The 20,412-nt window shown below is 46.6% G+C and carries 21 protein-coding genes and 1 riboswitch; of the genes, 1 reads left to right on the top strand and 20 read right to left on the bottom strand.

Going from position 1 to position 20,412, the window contains the following annotated elements; genetic code table 11:
• Positions 1-102 precede the first annotated feature (102 nt).
• From rpsA to BLQ53_RS16050, 14 genes are all read right to left on the bottom strand, one after another.
• Positions 103-1,248: a 30S ribosomal protein S1 gene (rpsA, locus tag BLQ53_RS16115; RefSeq protein ID WP_093728338.1), complete on the bottom strand. Its 1,146-nt coding sequence runs from the start codon at positions 1,246-1,248 to the stop codon at positions 103-105.
• A 108-nt stretch (positions 1,249-1,356) separates the two neighbouring features.
• Entirely contained in the window at positions 1,357-1,941 is a 585-nt protein-coding gene (locus BLQ53_RS16110) for a lysophospholipid acyltransferase family protein (RefSeq protein WP_093728337.1), read from the bottom strand.
• A 12-nt stretch (positions 1,942-1,953) separates the two neighbouring features.
• The gene (gene cmk, locus BLQ53_RS16105; protein WP_093728336.1) at positions 1,954-2,634 is read right to left on the bottom strand and encodes a (d)CMP kinase; all 681 of its coding nucleotides are present in this window, start codon (positions 2,632-2,634) and stop codon (positions 1,954-1,956) included.
• A gap of 84 nt (positions 2,635-2,718) precedes the next feature.
• Entirely contained in the window at positions 2,719-3,393 is a 675-nt protein-coding gene (locus tag BLQ53_RS16100; protein WP_170829740.1) for a flagellar brake protein, read from the bottom strand.
• An 84-nt stretch (positions 3,394-3,477) separates the two neighbouring features.
• Complete coding sequence (gene ypeB, locus BLQ53_RS16095) at positions 3,478-4,827, bottom strand: germination protein YpeB (RefSeq protein WP_093728334.1); 1,350 nt, start codon at positions 4,825-4,827, stop codon at positions 3,478-3,480.
• Between the two features lie 15 nt (positions 4,828-4,842).
• Complete coding sequence (sleB, locus tag BLQ53_RS16090) at positions 4,843-5,679, bottom strand: spore cortex-lytic enzyme (protein ID WP_093728333.1); 837 nt, start codon at positions 5,677-5,679, stop codon at positions 4,843-4,845.
• A gap of 91 nt (positions 5,680-5,770) precedes the next feature.
• Positions 5,771-6,448 carry a glutamic-type intramembrane protease PrsW gene (gene prsW, locus BLQ53_RS16085; RefSeq protein ID WP_093728332.1) on the bottom strand — a complete coding sequence of 226 codons (678 nt, stop codon included), beginning with the start codon at positions 6,446-6,448 and terminating at the stop codon, positions 5,771-5,773.
• A gap of 100 nt (positions 6,449-6,548) precedes the next feature.
• Complete coding sequence (locus tag BLQ53_RS16080; RefSeq protein ID WP_093728331.1) at positions 6,549-7,508, bottom strand: asparaginase; 960 nt, start codon at positions 7,506-7,508, stop codon at positions 6,549-6,551.
• An 18-nt stretch (positions 7,509-7,526) separates the two neighbouring features.
• Positions 7,527-8,504, bottom strand: coding sequence for a YpdA family putative bacillithiol disulfide reductase (locus BLQ53_RS16075; protein WP_093728330.1), 978 nt, complete (start codon positions 8,502-8,504; stop codon positions 7,527-7,529).
• A gap of 93 nt (positions 8,505-8,597) precedes the next feature.
• Positions 8,598-9,869, bottom strand: coding sequence for a Glu/Leu/Phe/Val family dehydrogenase (locus BLQ53_RS16070; RefSeq protein WP_244499370.1), 1,272 nt, complete (start codon positions 9,867-9,869; stop codon positions 8,598-8,600).
• Positions 9,870-10,030: 161 nt separating this feature from the next.
• Positions 10,031-10,612, bottom strand: coding sequence for a genetic competence negative regulator (locus BLQ53_RS16065; protein WP_093728328.1), 582 nt, complete (start codon positions 10,610-10,612; stop codon positions 10,031-10,033).
• A gap of 196 nt (positions 10,613-10,808) precedes the next feature.
• The gene (locus tag BLQ53_RS16060) at positions 10,809-11,108 is read right to left on the bottom strand and encodes a hypothetical protein (protein WP_093728327.1); all 300 of its coding nucleotides are present in this window, start codon (positions 11,106-11,108) and stop codon (positions 10,809-10,811) included.
• Between the two features lie 27 nt (positions 11,109-11,135).
• The gene (locus BLQ53_RS16055) at positions 11,136-12,656 is read right to left on the bottom strand and encodes a RecQ family ATP-dependent DNA helicase (RefSeq protein ID WP_093728326.1); all 1,521 of its coding nucleotides are present in this window, start codon (positions 12,654-12,656) and stop codon (positions 11,136-11,138) included.
• Positions 12,653-13,651, bottom strand: coding sequence for a YpbB family protein (locus BLQ53_RS16050; RefSeq protein ID WP_093728325.1), 999 nt, complete (start codon positions 13,649-13,651; stop codon positions 12,653-12,655). Before BLQ53_RS16050 ends, BLQ53_RS16055 begins: the two co-directional genes overlap by 4 nt.
• A gap of 104 nt (positions 13,652-13,755) precedes the next feature.
• On the opposite strand from BLQ53_RS16050, the gene BLQ53_RS16045 reads away from it, so the two are divergent.
• Positions 13,756-14,004 carry a ferredoxin gene (locus tag BLQ53_RS16045; protein ID WP_093728324.1) on the top strand — a complete coding sequence of 83 codons (249 nt, stop codon included), beginning with the start codon at positions 13,756-13,758 and terminating at the stop codon, positions 14,002-14,004.
• 16 nt (positions 14,005-14,020) lie between these two features.
• On the opposite strand, the gene BLQ53_RS16040 is transcribed toward BLQ53_RS16045, so the two are convergent.
• The 6 genes from BLQ53_RS16040 to resB all read right to left on the bottom strand — a co-directional run bounded on the left by BLQ53_RS16040 (position 14,021) and on the right by resB (position 20,394).
• Entirely contained in the window at positions 14,021-14,554 is a 534-nt protein-coding gene (locus BLQ53_RS16040; protein WP_093728323.1) for an ECF transporter S component, read from the bottom strand.
• Positions 14,554-14,946, bottom strand: coding sequence for a DUF4430 domain-containing protein (locus tag BLQ53_RS16035; protein ID WP_093728322.1), 393 nt, complete (start codon positions 14,944-14,946; stop codon positions 14,554-14,556). Before BLQ53_RS16035 ends, BLQ53_RS16040 begins: the two co-directional genes overlap by 1 nt.
• Positions 14,947-15,021: 75 nt before the next feature.
• A riboswitch (cobalamin riboswitch) is annotated at positions 15,022-15,200 on the bottom strand.
• Positions 15,201-15,218: 18 nt separating this feature from the next.
• The gene (locus tag BLQ53_RS16030) at positions 15,219-17,018 is read right to left on the bottom strand and encodes an ATP-binding protein (protein ID WP_280137079.1); all 1,800 of its coding nucleotides are present in this window, start codon (positions 17,016-17,018) and stop codon (positions 15,219-15,221) included.
• A complete protein-coding gene (locus BLQ53_RS16025; protein ID WP_093728320.1) occupies positions 16,979-17,695 on the bottom strand; it encodes a response regulator transcription factor in 717 nt (238 codons plus the stop codon). The genes BLQ53_RS16030 and BLQ53_RS16025 overlap by 40 nt, the downstream gene beginning before the upstream one ends.
• Before the next feature lie 27 nt (positions 17,696-17,722).
• Positions 17,723-18,880, bottom strand: a complete 1,158-nt coding sequence (ccsB, locus tag BLQ53_RS16020) for a c-type cytochrome biogenesis protein CcsB (protein WP_093728319.1) — start codon at positions 18,878-18,880, stop codon at positions 17,723-17,725.
• Positions 18,880-20,394 (bottom strand): cytochrome c biogenesis protein ResB, encoded by a 1,515-nt coding sequence (resB, locus tag BLQ53_RS16015; RefSeq protein ID WP_170829739.1) that lies wholly within the window; start codon positions 20,392-20,394, stop codon positions 18,880-18,882. Before resB ends, ccsB begins: the two co-directional genes overlap by 1 nt.
• Positions 20,395-20,412 lie beyond the last annotated feature (18 nt).

Genomic DNA, 20,412 nt, shown 5'->3' with positions numbered 1-20,412 from the left:
TTTCTCCTCCTTTTATCAGCATTATGACAAGAGAGGAGGAAAACTATACGTCGGGGGCAAAAAAAGACCAAGGATGCCCCGAGGCAATCTTGGTCTTTTTTCTTACTGCTTATACTTGTTCAATTTGTCACCGAGGATATCTCCAAGCTGGAAGCCGGAATGCTCCTCTTCTTTTTCGTATTCCTTGATGACAGCATTATTTTCATCTTGTTCCAATTCCTTGATGCTCAGACTCATTCGTTTTTCAGACTCGTTCACATCAAGTACTTTCACTTGTACCTTTTGTCCTGGCTCCAATACTTCCTGCGGCGTACCGATGTGACGGTTGGCGATTTGGGAAATGTGGACAAGACCTTCGACGCCAGGGAATACTTCGACAAATGCGCCGAAACTTACCAGACGTTTCACTTCACCCTCAAGAACGTCCCCTGCTTGTGCGCGGTCACTGATGTTTTCCCATGGTCCAGGGAGTGTCTCTTTCAGGGATAGGCTGATGCGCTCGCTGTCTTTGTCGACACTAAGCACTTTGACTTTGATTTCCTGGCCTTCTGTCACCACATCCGATGCCTTTTCCACATGTTCGTGGGAAAGTTGGGAAATGTGTACGAGACCGTCGATTCCGCCGCCGATGCTGACGAAGACACCGAAATCAGTCAAACGCTGTACTGTACCGTCAATCACTTGACCTGCTTCCAGGCTGTCCAGTACATCCTGTTTCTTGGAAGCTTCTTCTTCTTCCGCTACTGCACGATGCGAAAGGATAACACGGTTTTGTTCGCGATCCAGCTCGACCACTTTCAGCGTAAGCGGTTTGCCTTTGTAATCTTCGAACTCTTCGACAAAATATGTTTCCACAAGTGAAGCTGGAATAAATCCGCGCAGACCCACATCAACGACAAGACCGCCTTTGACGACTTCCTTGACTTCTGCTTCGAATACTTCTCCGGATTCGAATTTCGCTTCTAGGTCTTCCCAAGCAAGTTCAGCGGTAACAGCGCGCTTGGAAAGGACGACTTCTTCGTCATCCACTTTTTTCACTTTTAGTGTCAACTCTTCACCTTCGCTCACTGCATCGGCAGCACGCTCTACATGAAGACTGGATAATTCACTGATTGGCAGGATACCTTCCACTTTGTAGCCGATGTCTACCAAAGCTTGTTTATCTTCTACTTTCACCACTTTACCGGTTACAGTATCACCTACAGACAATTCCTTGAAATCAGTAGCTTGCTCATTCATTTCATCCATCAAAGAGACCTCCTTCAGTTTACAAGACAAAACATAAGTAAAAAAACATAGAAATGTCCTTTTTTCTAACTTCTAACATTTGAAGATATTTGTCAAGTGATAGGGCATCTATCCGACATGCTTGTTTATCAGAAGTTGGATTTCATCCATGATCACCTGCGACACTTCTTTAGCTGGTGCTTTCCTCGCTCTCAGCTCTTCCATATCGATCGGCGGTCCATAGATTACTTTCAATGCCTTTACCCCTTTATAGGAGCCGATAATCGCACAAGGCACCACCTTCGCTTCTGAACGCATCGCAAAGAATCCTATTCCAGGAAGCGGCTTACCGAGCTTGCCATCTTTGCTCCTGGTCCCCTCTGGGAATAGTCCCATTGTCTTGCCTTCTGCAAGGATATCCAAGCCCACACGGATCGCACTCCGATCCTGCATGCCGCGTTTGACCGGAAAGACATTTAAATGCTTCATTAAAAAACCGAGCGGCTTGAATTTAAAAAGCTCACTTTTGCCCATGAAAGCGATGTCCCGCGGACAAGTAATACCCAATATAGGCGGGTCGAAATTGGAGATATGATTGGAACAGACTAAAACCGGACCTTCCTTTGGAACATGTTCTTTTCCATATACTTTAATACGGAAAATCGGATAGAGGACGGCACTTACAATCACCTTACCAACGGTATATAATGACATGATTCCCTCTCCTTATCTCCCGATAACGTCGTAAACAGCATCAAGAATCTTCTCGACAACACCTTCGATTGAAAGGGAAGTTGTATCGATTTCAACAGCATCTTCCGCTTTTACAAGTGGAGATGCTTCCCTTTCGGAATCGAGCTTGTCCCGGAGGCGTATTTCTTCTTTCAACTGCGCCAAGTCCGCCTCGAACCCTTTGGCGATATTTTCTTTATAACGACGCTCTGCACGTTCTTCGACAGAAGCGATCATGAAAATCTTTACGTCGGCATCCGGAAGGACCCGGGTTCCGATGTCACGGCCATCCATGACAATGCCATTATCAGCTGCAAGATTCTGCTGGCGTCTCACCATTTCTTTTCGTACCAGCGGATGTTTGGCAACGACGGATACATTATTCGTCACTTCATTCGTACGAATTGCTTCGGTCACGTCATTGTGGTTCACAAGCACTTTTTGACCGTCTTCATGCTGCATTAGGACGATATCTATCCCTTGCAGCAAGGTTAGCAACGCTTCTTCTGATTCCAAATCGGCTCCTGCTTCGAGTGCTGTCAGCGTAAGCGCCCGATACATAGCACCAGTATCCACATAGACGAATTGTAATTTCTTAGCAACCAACTTGGATACGGTACTCTTGCCTGCAGCAGCAGGTCCATCAATTGCGATAGCGATATTTTTCGACTTCATTCAATTCAATCCTTTTTCTCATCGTAATCGGAAATAAAACCTAATAAAGCATAACATAGGATAGCGGCTTGGTCTATTTGAAGTCTACATCATCTGCAGTCCTTTTTTTCGCTGTTCCCGCTGACGCTCGAAGCAAAAACGAATAATTGCTTGTCTGTCCCGTTCCTGGATATTGTCAAACTGAATACTGGCCAGGATTTTGCCTGATTTATCATTGCGGGCGATGCGGACAATGTGTCCGGGTGCGGTCAAAAAATTTGGTCCGTCTTTTTGCAAGGTATAGGCAAGATACAACTTTACCTTCATCTTTTCCTGGAACCCATGGTTTTCCGGCAGCAGCATGGATAACCCGCCCCCGCTGATATCAAGCGTAATGGATGAGACAGGGTTGATCTCTCTTTCCTCACTATAAAGTGCCACATCCGTGCATGCGGAAATCCGCACATACTGACGACGCTGTATTTTCCGGATTTCACCTTCTTTGGGTATGGATAGCATCAAAGCAGGAACTTTCAGCATTTCCCTGCCTTTTAATGTTGTCACAAATGTATAGGCGTTGTCTTCTTCTGTTACATATAAGGCCTTGAAAACCGTTCCGACCGGAAAAATGTCTGTCCTTTTTGTTTCTTCATTTATCGGGTAGTCGATATAAATCGCATCGTCCGCCAACTCTATTACTTTAGTCCGATATCGTAGATATTTTTCACTATTTGAAACATCTGTCTTTTCTAATAACAAAGTACTACCGATTTTCAGCAAACGTCTCTCCTCTTCCCTTGAATCGTTCTTTCTTCCTATTATTGCAAAAATAATCAAAAAGGGGAAGGCTGTTTGCCATCCCCTTTACGTACTTTGCAAGAAACGCGCTTCTGTCGTCGTCTGTTTCTCGATTTCTTCTTCCTGTCCTGTATCCGCATTTACATAGATACGATACGTTTCATCATTACGTGTGCCCATGATTTCATACACAAGCGTTTCTTCATGTGTATCGTTCTCGATCAAGGCAAGATGGGTTTCCTGTACTTGGACATTTTGATTGAGTTTCTCGGTCGCTTGTTCTTCTGTCAGCTTTGGTTTGGCTATGTCACGCTCATGATGATTCATGAAATAGTCACGGGCATTATAGCCCAGAATATCGCCATTATCGAGCGCGACCTTGACTTGGACAATATCTGCATAAATGCGTACATCGTCCTGGACAGGTACAAAAAAGAAAATACCCACGGAATCGTATTGACTGCTCTGGACCATTTCCATTTCCGTCAATTTCTGCTTAACAAGAAAGTCCTGCGCTTTTTGCTGCGCATCATGCAAGCCTAATTTCGGATCCTCTCGATCCCGCTGCATCATCAATGTGAGGATATGGCCGCCTTTTTGACTGATATCAGCATAGCCGCTTTCCCCATCTTTTTTATATGAGAGACTGTAAAGCGGTACATCTGAACCCTTGCCTGATTTTCCCCCTGTGATACCACTGATAGAATTCAAATCGAAGGCTTTGGCTGCAATTGTTTTCGCTTGTTTCTGGTTGATTCGCTCACCGGTGACGCCTTCGAATTTATGTTCTTCATTGGAGGCGGGCAAAGCACCATTGTTAAAGTCCTTTTCTTCATTGAAACCGCCTGAACTATTCTCTACTGTCTCAAAGCTTGAGATGATGGCATTATCCGAGTGATCCGGTTCGTCATCCGATAATGCCATTTCCACATCGCTCCAGTGCAAATTATTACCGAGGACAGTATTTTGGACATTCCGAAGTTCATCCTTGATTTGCCCTGCGTTATCATGCAATTTCTCCAAGCGCTGCATTTCTTCCTCGGACAACGGTTCCTTGTCCAAGTCCCTTACAGCTGTTTTGTACGTAAAATCCCCGATGTTGGTCAAAAATTTCTCCGTTTTTTCAAAGGGCATCAGTGCCAGCGGAAGCTGACCGACATCCGTATGCGCTTCAGAGGATAACCGCCAAATTTCCGCCAATTGCGGTGACAGAGAATCCCTGGAATTCATTGCGAGCGTCGCTCCGATTTTATCATGCAGCGTGTCAATCCGATAAGTCAGCTCGTGGAAGGAACGCTGATAGTTGTTTTCTGCCTGCATCCTAATGTCGTTCTTTTCCTGACGTTCATTCATACCCCAGATTGCGGTTCCTGTAAGCGCCAAAGCAAGAACTCCGATTATCACCCATTTGTACATTCTTCGCTCTCCTTTCTACATACAGAAAATATGCTCACCAATCGTTTTGATTTGCGGTCTGCCCCAAATCCATGGGGAAGTGGCTGTGTTCGGATTGAAATAATAAATCGCTCCACCTGATGGATCCCAGCCGTTGATTGCATCGATTACCGCCTGTTCGGCTGTTTCATCCGGCGTCAGCCATATTTGCCCATCCGCAACTGCCGTAAAAGCTCTTGGTTCAAAGATGACACCTGAAATCGTGTTCGGAAACGATGGATCTTCCACTCTGTTCAGGATGACGGCTGCGACTGCCACCTGTCCCTCATATGGTTCTCCGCGTGCTTCCCCATGGACAGCATTTGCCATCAGTTTGATATCATTCTGGGAATAACCATTGGGAACATTGACCGCGGATGTATTCGACGGATTTGCCTTACTGCCTTCATTACCTCCATTACCGCCGTTACCGCGCTTTTTCACTTGCTGCTCCTGCGGTGTGCCGCCATAATAGGTAAATGTGTTTCCTTCTTGGATTTGACGCATGACAAAGGCTTTATCATAATTTGTAATGGATACCAATTTATCTTTTGCCTGCTTGCCTGCGACACCGTCGATTTCCATTCCGAATTCATATTGGAAATTGCGCAATGCCCAATACGTACTCCAGCCGAAAACGCCGTCTATTTTTTTATTATAGAATCCTGCATATTGCAAACGGGCTTGCAATTCCACCACGTCATCCCCTGTGGCTCCGTGCTGGATCACCTGTTCGGAAAAGGCACTGGTCTGCACAGGTGCCGACAGGATTAAACCTAAAAGGAGCAGAGCAGCACAAAACAATTTACAAAGCCGAAACTTCTTGAATTCCATTGTTCATTTCCTCCAACCTAACTATGATCTGACTACCGATAGCTTTCTTCCAGAGCGTCCATATTATGCAACAAAAAAAGAGTCAGACAGATTAGCTGCCTGACTCTTTCATTTGTATCTGTTCAATAGGATGGCGGATTGCTGCTCGCACTTTACGCAGTCCGATGATCCAAAGAATGATCATGAATGGTGCCTGTACAAAAACCCAGTTGAATGTCACTGCCAAAAGGATGTAATCGTACAATCCATGCAGCAAAAAAGGAATCAACATCGCACCAAACACGCGCAAACGGGGATGACTGCTCCCAAACTTTGCCCTGCCGAGGTAATATCCCATCAATACGCCGAACAGGGCATGGGATGATACTGGGAACAGGGCACGTGTAAAAGCATAATCAACACCATGAGCAAATAAATAAAGAACATTCTCTACCGTAGCAAAACCTAAACTTATGCTGACACCATAGATGATTCCATCATAAACAGAGTCCATTTCTGTATGCCGGAAAGCAGTATACAGGAAAATGAACCATTTGAAGAATTCCTCCATGAATCCGATGGTAAAAAAAGAATAGACGAGTGGATGCGTACTGACTCCTTCTGCTTTCAATGCATATTGAATGAACATGATTGGAAATACAAGCAGCGCGCCATATAGAAAAGTCCGCAATACCATGCCGAGCGGCTCGGGCTCCAAACGATCCTTCAGATAGAAGAAGGTAAGCAGCGCAAGTGCTGGGGCAATCGCAGCGGAAAGGATGGTAAGCATGATAGCACCTCTTCCAACTAACAAACTACCTTTATCGTACCATGTGCTCAATCCTTTTGGAATATGTTGCTGGAAAGAAACAGGAAATAGGTCCTGAGGTCTATAGAAGTCTGTCCATTTGATCGGATGCAAGCGCAATAGCGAGTTCTATACGTGCCTTTTTGCTATCCTGGTCCTTACCTAACAGAACACCGGCTTTATGCAGATCATAAGCACTGCCTTCGTAATCATAAGTGGTGTAAACGTTGCCTTCTTCCGATGCGGTCGTCAGGATGATTTTAATACCATCTCGCAGGGCAAGGAGAATCTCTTCTTTCATTTTCGGCGCAACTTGCCCTCGCCCAACCCCTTCCAGCACGATCCCCTGGACACCTGCTTCACGCGCTGCTTTGATGAATTTTCCGTCTGCCCGCAAGTAGCACTTAATGATATCCACGTCCGGCAGTTTGCGCTTCAGCTCATATGTATACCGTTTGACTGGTCTTTGGTAAAGATACACTTTATCATTGTCGATAATGCCCAAATAGCCGAATCCGAACGCATTGAAGCCCTGTATATTAGAGGCATGTTCTTTCTTTACATATTTAGCCGGGAAAATGCGCTCGTTAAAGACAACCACTGTTCCGCAATCAATCAACTGATCATCATTGGCCGCAAGCACTGCGTGGCGCAGATTGATGAAAACATCCGATCCGAGTTCATGGATTGCTCGCTGTGAACCGGTCACTACGACAGGCCGATCATCCTGAATGGTCAAATCAAGAAAATAAGCTGTTTCTTCCAAAGAGTCCGTTCCATGCGTAACTACGATACCGTTGACTTCCGGATCCTCGAATTGCTTCTCAATCATTTCTTTTAACGTTAGCAGATCATCGAATGTAATATGCATACTCGGTTTCTGTAATGCATTCACAACCGTCACTTCGATATGATCTGGCAAGTCAATCTGACTCCGCAGCTGATCACCAGTCATTTCACCAGAAGCGAGCTTCCCGCTTTCTTCATTCGGCACACTGGCAATCGTACCGCCTGTAGTTACCAATACAACTTTCCCTTTCATATGCAGCTCTCCCTTTCTTCAGTTGCGTGATGCAATCGACCGGGCAATCTGTCCGCCATGGAAACGTCCATTCTCGATGAACACTTCGTTGTTATTATTACCAGCTGCAATTACCCCAGCTATGAAGATGCCAGGAACATTGGACTCCATCGTTTCCGGATTATGGTCAGGCTTGCCTGTCTCCGGATGGATTAAGATGCCCATGTGTTGCAACAGCTTCAAATCAGGACGATAGCCTGTCATCGCAAAGACGAAATCAGCATCGACGGCATGCGTCGTTCCTTCCATTTCATAAATGACCTGTGTTTTTGTGATTTCTTTAATATGTGCATTAAATTTATGATCGATGTACCCATTACGAGCCAATGATTCATATTCCGGCAGGATCCACGGCTTCACGCTTTTGGAGTACGTGCTGCCGCGATAGAGAGCAGTGATATTGGCACCTGCTTTATGAAGTTCAAGCACAGCATCGACAGCCGAATTCTTTCCGCCGATCACCGTCACATTCTTGCCGAAATACGGATGGGCTTCCTTGAAATAATGAAAAACATGGGACTGTTCTTCACCAGGCACCTGCATCAAATAAGGCTGGTCGTAATACCCTGTTGCAACGATAACATAATCGGCTTTGTACTGTTTTTCTTCTTCTCCGATTGTCTTGGTCGTTACCGTGAAGTCATGTTTACTGCCAGATACCTGTGTGACACGCTCGAATGTATGTATCCGCAAATCCCGACGCTGCGCCACTGTCCTGTAATAGGCAAGCGCTTGATTCCTGACTGGTTTCTTCATTTCGGTAACAAAGGCGATATCGCCTATTTCCAGCCGTTCACTGGAACTGAAAAATGTCTGATGTGTAGGGTAGCGATAAATGCTGTTAACGACATTGCCTTTTTCGATCAGAAGCGGTTCGATGCCGACTTTTTGCAGCTCGATTGCTGCAGACAAACCGCATGGCCCTGCTCCAATGATGATTACTTGCTCTTTTTGCATATGTACTGCTCCTTTCTGTCTCTTTTCCTAAAGAAAAAGAGAAAACTCTTATCCCTTACGTTCAGGATAAGAGCATCTTTACGATTGATGGAATTAGATCCAGCCTCTGAATCTGGAAGCTTCCGCCATCTTCCGAACCCCGACCATGTAAGCTGCCAGGCGCATATCGACTCGCCTTGTGTGTGCAGTCTGGTAGACATTTTGAAATCCTTTCAGCATGACTTTCTCCAATTTTTCTTCCACTTCCTGCTCTTCCCAATAGTAACCTTGATTGTTTTGCACCCATTCAAAATAGGAGACAGTCACGCCCCCTGCCGATGCAAGCACATCCGGAACTAACAGGATACCGCGTTCAGTCAATATTTCGGTTGCTTCGAACGTAGTCGGCCCATTCGCAGCTTCAATGACGATTTGGGCTTTAATGTTATGTGCATTATCCTTGGTGATCTGGTTTTCCACTGCTGCTGGCACCAGTATATCGCAATCAAGCTCCAATAATTCCTTATTGGAGATGGTGGACTTGAATAAGTTGGTCACCGTTCCAAAACTATCGCGCCGATCAAGCAAATAATCGATATCCAACCCATCCGGATCATGCAGTGCTCCATAAGCATCTGAGATACCGATTACTTTGGCCCCGGCTTCATGCATGAACTTAGCCAGATAACTGCCGGCATTTCCGAAACCCTGGATGACGACCCGAGCTCCTTCGATGCTGATGCCCCTTTGCTTGGCAGCTTCCCTTAAGCAGATTGTGACACCCTTGGCAGTAGCTGTTTCCCTGCCCTCTGAACCACCAAGTACAATCGGCTTTCCAGTGATGAAACCTGGATTATTGAATTCATCCATCCGGCTGTATTCATCCATCATCCATGCCATGATTTGAGAATTGGTCATCACATCAGGTGCTGGTATATCTTTCGTCGGGCCCACAATCTGACTGATGGCCCGTACATATCCACGGCTCACCCCTTCAAGCTCTCGGAAACTCATTTCGCGGGGATCACAAATGATGCCGCCCTTACCGCCGCCATAAGGCAAGTCGACGATTCCTGCTTTCAGACTCATCCAAATTGATAATGCCTTCACTTCATCCTCGCTTACTTCCGGGTGGAAACGCACACCGCCCTTGGTAGGACCGACTGCATCATTGTGCTGGGCCCGGTACCCGGTGAAAATTTTTGTACTGCCATCATCCATCCGCACTGGTATACGCACTGTCATCAATCGAACTGGCTCTCTCAGTAATTCATACACTTCTTCCGGGTAGCCAAGTTTCTGTAAAGCAGATTGAACGACCCTCTGTGTCGATTCTAATAAGTCCCTATGCTTGTTGTTGGTAGATTCCGCAGCTTTGTCGGCCACTGTTCTGTACCTCCTATATATTTCCCCATCTTGTATAACAATATAATCACTTCTGATCTCCACATCCATTCTAACAAAAAAGCAGACGTATGGATAATGAGAACTGATTATTTGATCGAATTTAAAAAGATACCGGCAGAGGCGCCGGTACCTTCATCGATTTATGCAAAATACGTGCATATCTGCCGTATTGCATCTTTTTCAAAAATGATCTTGCCGTATTCGTTCAGGCGGACCGAGGTAACGATACTCGGGTTGGCGAATTCCGACATGACCGCAATCAAGTTTTCCCTTGCGGACGGATGAAGCAATGTCCGGATCTCCATGTAATATAGATCATTCATAAAATACACAGCGGCGTCTTCGATGCCGATTTGGTCCAGCTGACGCGAAACGCTGATGATATCCTCAAAATCAGTGAATGAGAAGATTAGCTCCCTGCTTTCGTCCAGTGTCACTTTCATCTCGATATAATCCTCTTCTTCTTCGAAGTCTTCCGTCTGCGGATACTGTGTAACGATGATTTGCATCCCTTGCGCTTGCAGAATATGCACCTGAACAAGAAGTGTTCCTTCCAATTCAAAGCCCAATTCATCGCTTGCTTCATACATCATATCGTGAAAAAGCTGATGAACGCCTGGAAGATCATGCCACAGATCTTCTTTAGTCAAGCCTCTCTCGATTAAATCGTCGAAGGTAAGAAAGATCTTGAATTGATTTAATGATACGCGCTCTAACTTCATCACTTTTCCCCCTTGGATGCCATTCTAGATATAGATAGCATATGATTCGCTTTATGTTTTGTACGCGGCACAACCCCAGATGGGTGCGTCCATTTTGCTGATACGCTCTAGCTTTCGAACAGAAAGGATTTGTACGTATAATTAGTATATTAATCTTTGTGTTAAAAATACCCTTGTTGTCCAAACTGGAAACGGTCTAGAACAAGGTCGGGATCGACTGCGGCACATCCGTGTACAGCAAGATGAAACCAATCACCGCCAAAACGATGACCGTCAGGAGGATGAACCTGGCAAGGCTTCCGTTCCAATGCAGTCGAAAGCCTGTCCGCTGCCCGTCATGAACTGCACGGCGCGGCGGTAAATTAAGAACGTCGATGCGCTGGACCTCAGTTTCCGATTCCTCTTGTCCAGGTTGTGATTCTTCTTCATCCGGAGACTGCGTCACCGACGCAACCAGTTCCTCTAGATTCTGGTCCTTCTCTTCTGTCTTTGCCATGAAGTGTCCATCCTTCCATTTCCGTTTTCACTGATACAGGAGGTGATGCAGCTGTTCACGCCAGCCAATTCGTTCCGGCTGCGGTTTCGTGAAGCTCACCTGCCATCCAGCAAGTGTATCGCCGCAATTGTCACAGCAGCGCCCCTTAGCTTGGCGCACTGTTTGTTGGAATGCTGCAAAAAGTGACTGTCGCCTGCATGTATCCGTATAGACCCAGTCTTTCATCCCCTGCAGCTGCTTCAGCTTATGCTTTTTCCTGTCTCCAACAAACTTCTCTATTTGATCCAGGAAATCCTTCCAAGCTTTCGCTCCATAAAGCAGATGATTTCCCTTTACTATATCATGTTTCTCCATTTGATAAAGTAAAAATCGCCATTGCGTCTCACTGATGGGAATATGCTGGACGACCAATTCATACGCAGGCAATTCGATTTGATGTGCTTTTACCCTTTGATACAGAAAACGCATCATTTGCTGGATCGTAGATTTTTCCGGCAGGTCTTGTTCGATCAGATGTATCGGAATTTGCCAATCTCCTGGACTATAAAGTACTACACTGACACTTTCTTTTCCATCCCTTCCAGCTCTGCCGACCTCCTGGATGAAGGATTCTTTGTCACTTGGCAAATGATAGTGGATGATCAGACGCACATCTTCCTTATCCACTCCCATGCCAAATGCGCTTGTGCAGCAAATGATCTGCAGCTGACCGGCCAAAAACTGCTGCTGGATCAGGATCCTGTCCTCGTTTTCCATGCCCCCATGATAAAATGCACAAGGCATCTCCGGCATTTTTGCCCGGATGATGGCTGCTGTGCTTTCTGCCATATTGCGGCTGGAAAAATAGATGATGGTCGGTGCCTGTATTTTATGGAGCAGCGCAAGCATCGTTTCATTTTTTTCCTGCTGATCCTGCACTTCCTGTACGAAATAAGAAGTGTTTTCCCGATCCATTGGATAGATATGCTCATCCATGTCCAAATCACCGAGCAAATGCTGAATATCCGCCTGGACTTCAGGAGTGGCTGTACCGGTCAATGCAAGTACCGGCGGACTGCCAAGATTCCGAATCACTTCGGCCAGACGCAGATAATCCGTCCGGAATTCCTGTCCCCATTGAGAGATACAGTGTGCTTCATCAACGACAAACAATTGGATGTGCAACTGCTGCAAATGTTTGATCAGATACTCATTTTGAAGCATTTCCGGAGAGACATACAATAAATCATAGTTATGCAGTTTCCGCATGATCTGCTGCTTATCTTCAAAATCAAGAAAACTATTAAGGGCAGCAACCCGTTTGAATCCCCTGGCACGCAATTGTTTTACCTGATCTTCCATCAGCGACAGCAATGGGGAAACCACGATAACTTGTCCGCTTCGCATGAAAGCAGGCAGCTGGTAACAGACAGACTTACCCGTTCCAGTCGGTAAGACTCCCAATGTATGATGGTTTTTCATGACACTCTCCAGGATTTCCTCCTGACCTGTCCGGAAAGTCCCGTATCCATAATAGGTCTGCAATGCTTGCTGCAGCTCTGTCTTCATGCTTCCACCCCATGTCCTCTACGTAATGCCAACGCTAATCTGATTTGAAAATAGTTATATTTTCCATCCAATAAAGCGTGTATTTGTTTAAGTTTTTTCGTACCGGCCCCGGCCGCACATTCCAGAATGATGCTGGCATCGGTATCGGAAAGGAATCTCCTGGACAGTTCCTCTCCATCCAGCCAAGCCATTTCCACAATATGATCCTTGATCGTATTTTCCGTCAAGCCCCTGACTGCTGCAATCTGATCCAGCGTCAAGCCCCGCTCGAGCATTGTCCGTGTCTTTTGAGCAGTGGAGGTGATCGTACGCGTCTTGTGCACAGGTTGATTCGTTAGTGCAGCAAGATACGGAAAAATCGCAGCCTTATTTTCAGCATGATGCAGAAGATGGTGAACTGTCGATGTCTGGTACAATAGCACATCCGTTTCATGGATATTGTACTTTCCTGCAAGCTGTCCGGGTGTCAAGCCGATGTGCTGGTATCCGGTCAGTCGATCTACGAATAATGCTGCTTGCAGCGGGGGTAATTTTCCGAGCAGGTCGTAAAGCTCCTTATATATGGCATTGCGCCAATCATCCAATCGGTGCTGCTCCTGTCGGTACCATTGCTTTATCCAATGCTTGACAGCCGGATTATCGGTTACAGGTATGTACCGCTTTTCCTCCCTTACATGATTGGAGAGCAGCTGAATGAGCAGCAGCAAGCGGTATAAGAAAGACTCCGTTTGAGTTTGATAGGTCATGCCTTCAAAATATGGGATGTCTTGGTTTTCATATCGTTCCGCTTCATTCATTACACTGGCCGCCACCTGGTCGAACAGCTGTCTTGATAGCTTTGGATAAATGCCGAACAAATGGGTAAGACCGTACATATGGGCATCTTGCAGCGTTTGAGCGGAACGCTTGCCTTGCAGCAGATGATAAATGGAAGCCGCACTCCGTTCTTTGCGGATGGGCTGGGCGGCATGCATGATGATGGACGCCAGTAGCATGCGAATCAAACCTTTCTGTTAGCTTGTATTCCGTTTCGGTACGCGATACACTTAGTATAAAGCAAGAAGCAGCTTTGTTGAAAGCGGAAGGGGGAAAAGCGCAGATGGCAATGTATACATATGTCGATCAGGATACATGTATTGCCTGCGGTACATGCGGAGCTGTCGCGCCTGATGTATACGATTATGATGATGAAGGTCTGGCATTTGTCCTGCTTGACCGCAATACCGGTACTTTCTCAGTACCCGAGGAATTGCAGGAGGATGTAATGGAGGCCCATGAAGGCTGTCCGACCGAGTCGATCAAGTTAAGTGATCTAGTAATCGGAAAAGAAGCATTATCTCATATATGAAGAACCACTTCCCTCATCAAGAGGAAGTGGTTCTTTTCATTGGGGCAGGTATCCACTTGGCAAATAACCTGCGAAGGACTGGGTACAGGATGAAAAAGAAGATTCCATTGCCGATTGCATGCATCGTATCGAAGCTTAAGCCTGCTACATAATAGGCTAAGAAATGTTCCATTATGAACACATTCGGCAGGGAAATCAAAAATCCGTACGCATATCCTGTAAGAATGCTGGCAATGGTCATCGGTATCAACGGCGGCGGATTTCTCCAAAGCTTGCCCATGAGACCGAATGACAGCCCGATCAATCCCCAAGCAAGCATCTGCCATACTGTCCATATCCCCATCCCTAGTATCATATTCGACAGCAGTGTTGACAGCACAGCAATAATGATACCAGCAATCGGCCCTAAAAGCAGCGCACAGATGATGATGACACTCGTCATCGGCTGCATATTCGACAGAAAGGGAAACAGCACATTGGCATATATCCTTCCTACCGCTGCTAGTGCTGTAAGCATTGCCATCAGCGTCAGTTTACGAGTAGAGAACATTAAGAAGCTTGCAAATTGAAAGCAATGTCATCGCCTTCTGACAGCTCCAGGTCAGCAGCCCCGACCTCTGCCATCTCTCCATTGACTGTATACAGCCAGTATTTGTTCTTGCCTTTATCCTGACTATGACCATTAATGGATGTGATCATGCCTCCATCATCTTCCACGTCAAAGTTCTCCTTCATCACATCCATCAAACTGTCGCCTTCCTCAAAGCTGACTACCTTTGAGGAAATCTCCTTGCCGTCCTCAGTCAGCGTAACAGTGACCTGCTGTTCGGTCTTTTGTTCCGCCTGCTGGTTCTTTTGCTTGGGCTCTTCTGTCGTCCCGCAGCCCGCCAGTATACCTGCTGCCAGCAGTAGTGCCGAGAGCATATGTAGTGCTTTCTTCATAAAAAAATCCTCCCTTTTTGGAAAGGAAAGAGCATCAGAAGCTGCCGCTCCACCCGCTCAGTCCTCGAAGCGGTGAAACAAAAAACACACAGGGCAGGTCTGCTGACTGATACCTTCACCTACTAAGAACCCTTCCCATCATAACAGACAGTGGTTTTGTCCTGTTCGTCGGTAATCACAGCTGCGAGGACAGTCACGGAGTCACACCGTATTCCCTATCAAGTCCATTCGACACCTTGCATGCTTTGAATCCAGCTTATTTTATCATATTATTATTGGTTTGTATCCTGTGGAAGACGAATGGTGAATGTAGTTCCCTCATGAAGCTTACTCGTCACCTTGATCGTACCATCATGGGCCTGCACGATATTTTTAGCGATGGCCAGACCTAATCCATTACCGGTTCTTGCAGTCTTTCTCGTCCTCGATTTGTCTGCCTTGTAAAATCGTTCGAAAACAAAAGGTAGATCTTCTTCCGGTATACCTCTACCTGTATCCTTGACGGTCATGACAAGCCGTTCTTTCTCGTCGGATACTAGTACTTGTACTGCACCACCACTGTCCGTGTGCCGAATGGCATTATCAATCAAATTGGTCAAGACTTGTTCCATTGCATCAGGAGCAAAGTGATACGTGCTTCTTTCTACCGTGTTGATTAATCCCAGCTTGATTTCCCGTTCATCAGCCAATCCTTGGAACTTGCGCACGATGCGTTCAAGGAACGGATTGATTTCCACATCTTCCATGACCAGATTGGTATCGCCTGCTTCCATCCGCGCAAGGTCGAGCAGCTGGTTGACAAGTCTTCCGATCCGCAATGATTCATCATGGATGATTTGAGCGAGTTCATTTTTTGCTTCGACTGTATCCGCTATATCATCAATGATCGCCTCACTATAACCTTGCAGCAAGGAGATAGGTGTGCGTAATTCATGGGTGATATTGGTGATGAAATCCTCCCGCAGTTTATTGAGCCTGCGTTCTTGCGTCATATCCCGCACGACTGCCACCGCACCTCGAATCGCGGCATCCTCGAACAAAGGTGTTGCGATGATCACCCATTCCCTGCCTTGGATCGTCACTTCCCGTGTTACGTCAGAAGCGGTCGAGACGACACTTTCCATGATTTCCAGCCACACACCCGGAACTTCGTGGAAGGTTTCCCCATTCTCGAACTGCCAATCATGAATGAATGCTTCAGCTGGCGGATTCGTCACTGTCAGTTCACCTTGCCGGTTAATCATGACGACACCATCCACCATTGCATTGACGACGCGTGAAAGATGTTCTTTTTCCTGGCTGAGGGCATTGATATTGAATTCCAGCTGTTTCCCCATCTTGTTGAAAGCCGTTGCCAGCATCCCTATTTCATCATGCGTGACAACAGGCACCTCGGTCCCGAATTGACCCCGGGCGACATTCAGTGCCGCATCCTGCATTTTGATCAACGGTTTGGTGATCCTGGATGACAGGAAAAAGGCAAATACGGTAGTAAGGACAAAGGCAATACCTGCTCCAAGCAAGATGATTTGTGTCGTTTGGTTGCCGGTCTCCCGCACGACAGAAAGTGACTGATAGACATAAACCGCGCCTGATCCGTCCTGGAGCGGAGTCCCGACAACAATGACGCTTTTGTCGGAATCGGGCAGGATAAGCTGCTTCGAAACGTCCTCACCTTCTGTAGCGGCCTTGTTCAATTCGGTATCCTGTAACAGCCACTCTCTGTCCACATCGGGCAAAGGCTCCGACTCTTTGTCTGTGCCGGATAACCATAGTTCGTCATCTTGAAGGATGGCGATGCGTGAATTCTTATCCTGTACACGCTCTGCCGTATCATAAACCGTATCTTTGTTGTTTATTTCTTCCATCAAGATAGAAACCTTCGTCGCAGTCTGCAGCAGACTTTCTTCCGCCTCTTCAATATGAAAGTTGCCAAAGAACTCCAGCAGCAAAAAAGTAAGCAGACCAAGGACGACCGAAACCAGTACCAAGATGGTCAGCCACAGCTTATTGACAACACTTCCCCAAAGCATCAGTTCTTGTCCGCTTCGAATTTGTAACCGACACCCCATACTGTCACAATCATGCTGGCTGCCTCTTCCGAAACTTTGCTCAGTTTTTCACGTAGTCTTTTGACATGTGTATCCACTGTGCGCAGATCTCCGAAGAATTCATATTTCCAAACTTGCTTCAACAGCTCTTCCCGTCCATATACTTTATCCGGTGTCGAAGCAAGGAAATGGAGCAGTTCATACTCTTTTGGTGTCAATGTCACTTCCTCGTTATCTGCTGTCACTCGGTGGGCATCTTTATCAATGGTCAGATGGGAGAATACAAGCAGATCCTTCGCTTTTGCATCAGTATGCAAGTATTTGGTCGTCGAAGAGCGTCTCAGCAGGGCTTTGACACGAAGAACTACTTCACGAGGACTGAATGGCTTCACAATATAATCATCTGCGCCAACTTCGAAACCTTCCACACGGTCGGCTTCTTCTCCTTTGGCAGTGAGCATGATGATCGGCGTACCTTTTTCCTTGCGTATTTCCTGGCAAACCTCGATTCCATCCTTACCAGGCATCATGACATCCAGCAGGATGATGTCGTAGTCTGTCTCGAGCGCCATTTGAAGTCCTTGCTCGCCGTCAGCAGCTTCATCGAGCGTGTAACCTTCCTTTTCCAAATACATGCGTACGAGTCTGCGGATTCTTTCTTCATCGTCTACTACAAGAATGTGTGCTTCTGTTTCCATGATCCCTTCCCCTTTTCTCTTTTTATGTTAAGCATACGCGTGCAATCCTACGATTAGCAAATTTACTGCCAGCAAATTGAACATGATGATACAAAAGCCGATTACAGCCAGCCAAGCAGAACGAATACCTTGCCAGCCTTTTTGCATGCGGATATGCAGATAAGCAGCATAGAAAAGCCAAGTGACCAGCGCCCATACTTCCTTAGGATCCCAACCCCAAAAACGGTCCCATGCCTGCTGTGCCCAGATCATCGCGAAGATGAGTGCGCCAAGCGTGAAAATGGGGAACCCTACTGCGACAGAACGATAACCTATATCATCCAGGGCATTTTTGGGCAATTTACGTACCAGTGGCTGCAACGCTGCGCCAATCCTTTTCCTGGTAAAGATACGGATAAGCATATAAAGCACGCAGCCTGCGAGCAACGAGAGTATCATCGTATTAAACTTTTGAGCCGCATTTTCGCCGCGGAGCCAGTCGGGTACCATAATCTGGATCGGAAACGGTGAGGAGACAGTGTCGCTTGGGACAAAGAAAGGCGGAAGCTGATAGATGATGCTTGCTTCTGCTCCTGTCACATTAGCAGTATAACCGAACATCCGGAACAAAAATGCGAGCAGGACATAGCCTGCCACTGAAAGGATGAGAACGAGGAACCCTTCGATCACCCTTGCTGTCTTATGCTGTTTCTCCTGATTCGTTTCATGCAGGATATATAAAAAACCAACAAAAAAGCTGACAGAAAGTACCGCTTCCCCAAGTGCGGCTGTCGTCACATGGATATATAGCCAATGACTTTGCAAGGAGGGGACTAACGGCGCCACTTCTCGCGGAAACATGGCAGCACAGCCAATGATCAGGATGCTGATCACCAAAGCCGTCACCGCGATTAATGGAAAGCGATAAAAGCGATACATGATCAACAATACTAAAATGAGCATCATGCCAAAAAAGGTCATGAATTCGAATAGATTGCTGACGGGTGCATGTCCGCTGTATATCCATCGGAGCGTGAAAAAGCCAAGCTGGGCAAGCCATCCAGCGGCAGTGATTCCAAAAGCGAACCGTTCAAGGTAGCGTTGCCGTTTTTTAGCTGCAGACCACGTAAACAAGATGACCCCCACCAAATAACTGATAAAAGCAGCTTCAAGCAGATGACCGCTTATGATAGATAGATTTTCCATCAGCTGCTCCCCCCTTTTTTATAGCCATCCAACAGTCGCTCCACTTCTCTTTCAAAGGAGGATGCATGTTTATTCGTATGCCCGGCAATCAGATAGGAGCCATCGGCCTGCCTGCGGAGCCAAATTCGACGATGCTGCCAATAAAGCCCTTGCATAAGGCCGATCATGAAGATGACACCTCCGAGCAAAAATATCGGTAATGTCAAATCCCGTTTCACTGATAACCCGCTTACATGATGGGTATCGTAATCGACTGCACGGATGCTGTATCGGTTCGTTCCAGTCTCTGACACAACATCATCTATTGCGACGAACAGTCTTTCTTTATGATCATCGTTACCTTCGATATCGAAAACAAAAGCAGGATTGCGCGGATATTTTGTTTCCGTGATGACCTTGCCTTCTTCCAATCGGTAATCCGGATAATAATCGATCAATTCCGCGTGCAGCCCGTTATCAAGCTCATACATCGCTTGCGGATTTTCTGTATCGACGCGGAAATCCGCTGTGCTGCCGTCTTGATTCTCGGTGCGGAGAGTCAGGCTGGAGAACTCATGCAGCTGATAACCCGATTGATAGATTGTGAATCCGGCTGCATGTACTGGATGATTCACCGCGACCTGCATTTGTTTCAGCGGTTTTAAATCCGGTGTATCACCAGCGATATGGTCCTCTGCTTCAAAAACCGTAATATCCGTCGTGAAGTTTTTCGGTATCATTCTGCCTTCTTGTTCGATAGCAGCTTTGAATTTCGGATCATCCGTATCATATGTGTCCACTATGAACTGTTCATTCTTGATGAACAGCGATTGGTTGGTGTCAGGTACGACTACAGTCTCTCCGTCTCTTATCCAGATGAATTCATCTTGGTAGAAGAAAGGGAACAGGCGCAAAAATGCTCCAAGCAAAACGAGCAGCAAGCCGACATGGTTTACATAAGGGCCCCATCTGGCAAATCTGTTCTTCTCTGCCAAATAGTCATCCCCGTCCTGCCGAATGCGATAGCGCCTAGCTCGTAAATTCTTCATCAATCGTTCCCGGTCATCGATTACGCTATGTCGGACATACAGCTGGCTTCTTAAAAAATGCTCCCTGCGTTTCACAGGCTGCATCCTCAACGCTCGGCGCAAAGGGAAAAATCGATCGATACTGGCAATCAGGATACTTGCTCCCAGCAACCCAAGCAGTGTCATATACCACCATGAGCTATACAGCTGATCAAGACCTAAGTAATGATACCATCTGCCGAACACACCGTATTCGGCTGCATAAAATTCCCCGGGCAGCCTGCCGATAGGTATGTAGGCCCGTTGCGGCAGGATGGTCCCGACAGCTGTTGCCAGTAATGTCAGAAGCAATATATACATCCCGTTCCGTACAGAGGAGAAAAAACGCCATACCTTATCGATCAACGTCCGATTATACTGCTGCGATCGCCGGATAGTCCCTTCATAGCGCATATCCAGTTTTTCAGTCAAGCGGCGTCCGCAGCGGGGACATGGACCGCCAACCAAATTGTTTTCCCCCTTACA

It is taken from the genome of Terribacillus halophilus (assembly GCF_900101385.1).
Lineage (GTDB): Bacteria > Bacillota > Bacilli > Bacillales > Amphibacillaceae > Terribacillus > Terribacillus halophilus.
This window is presented reverse-complemented; position numbering and strand designations above follow the sequence as displayed.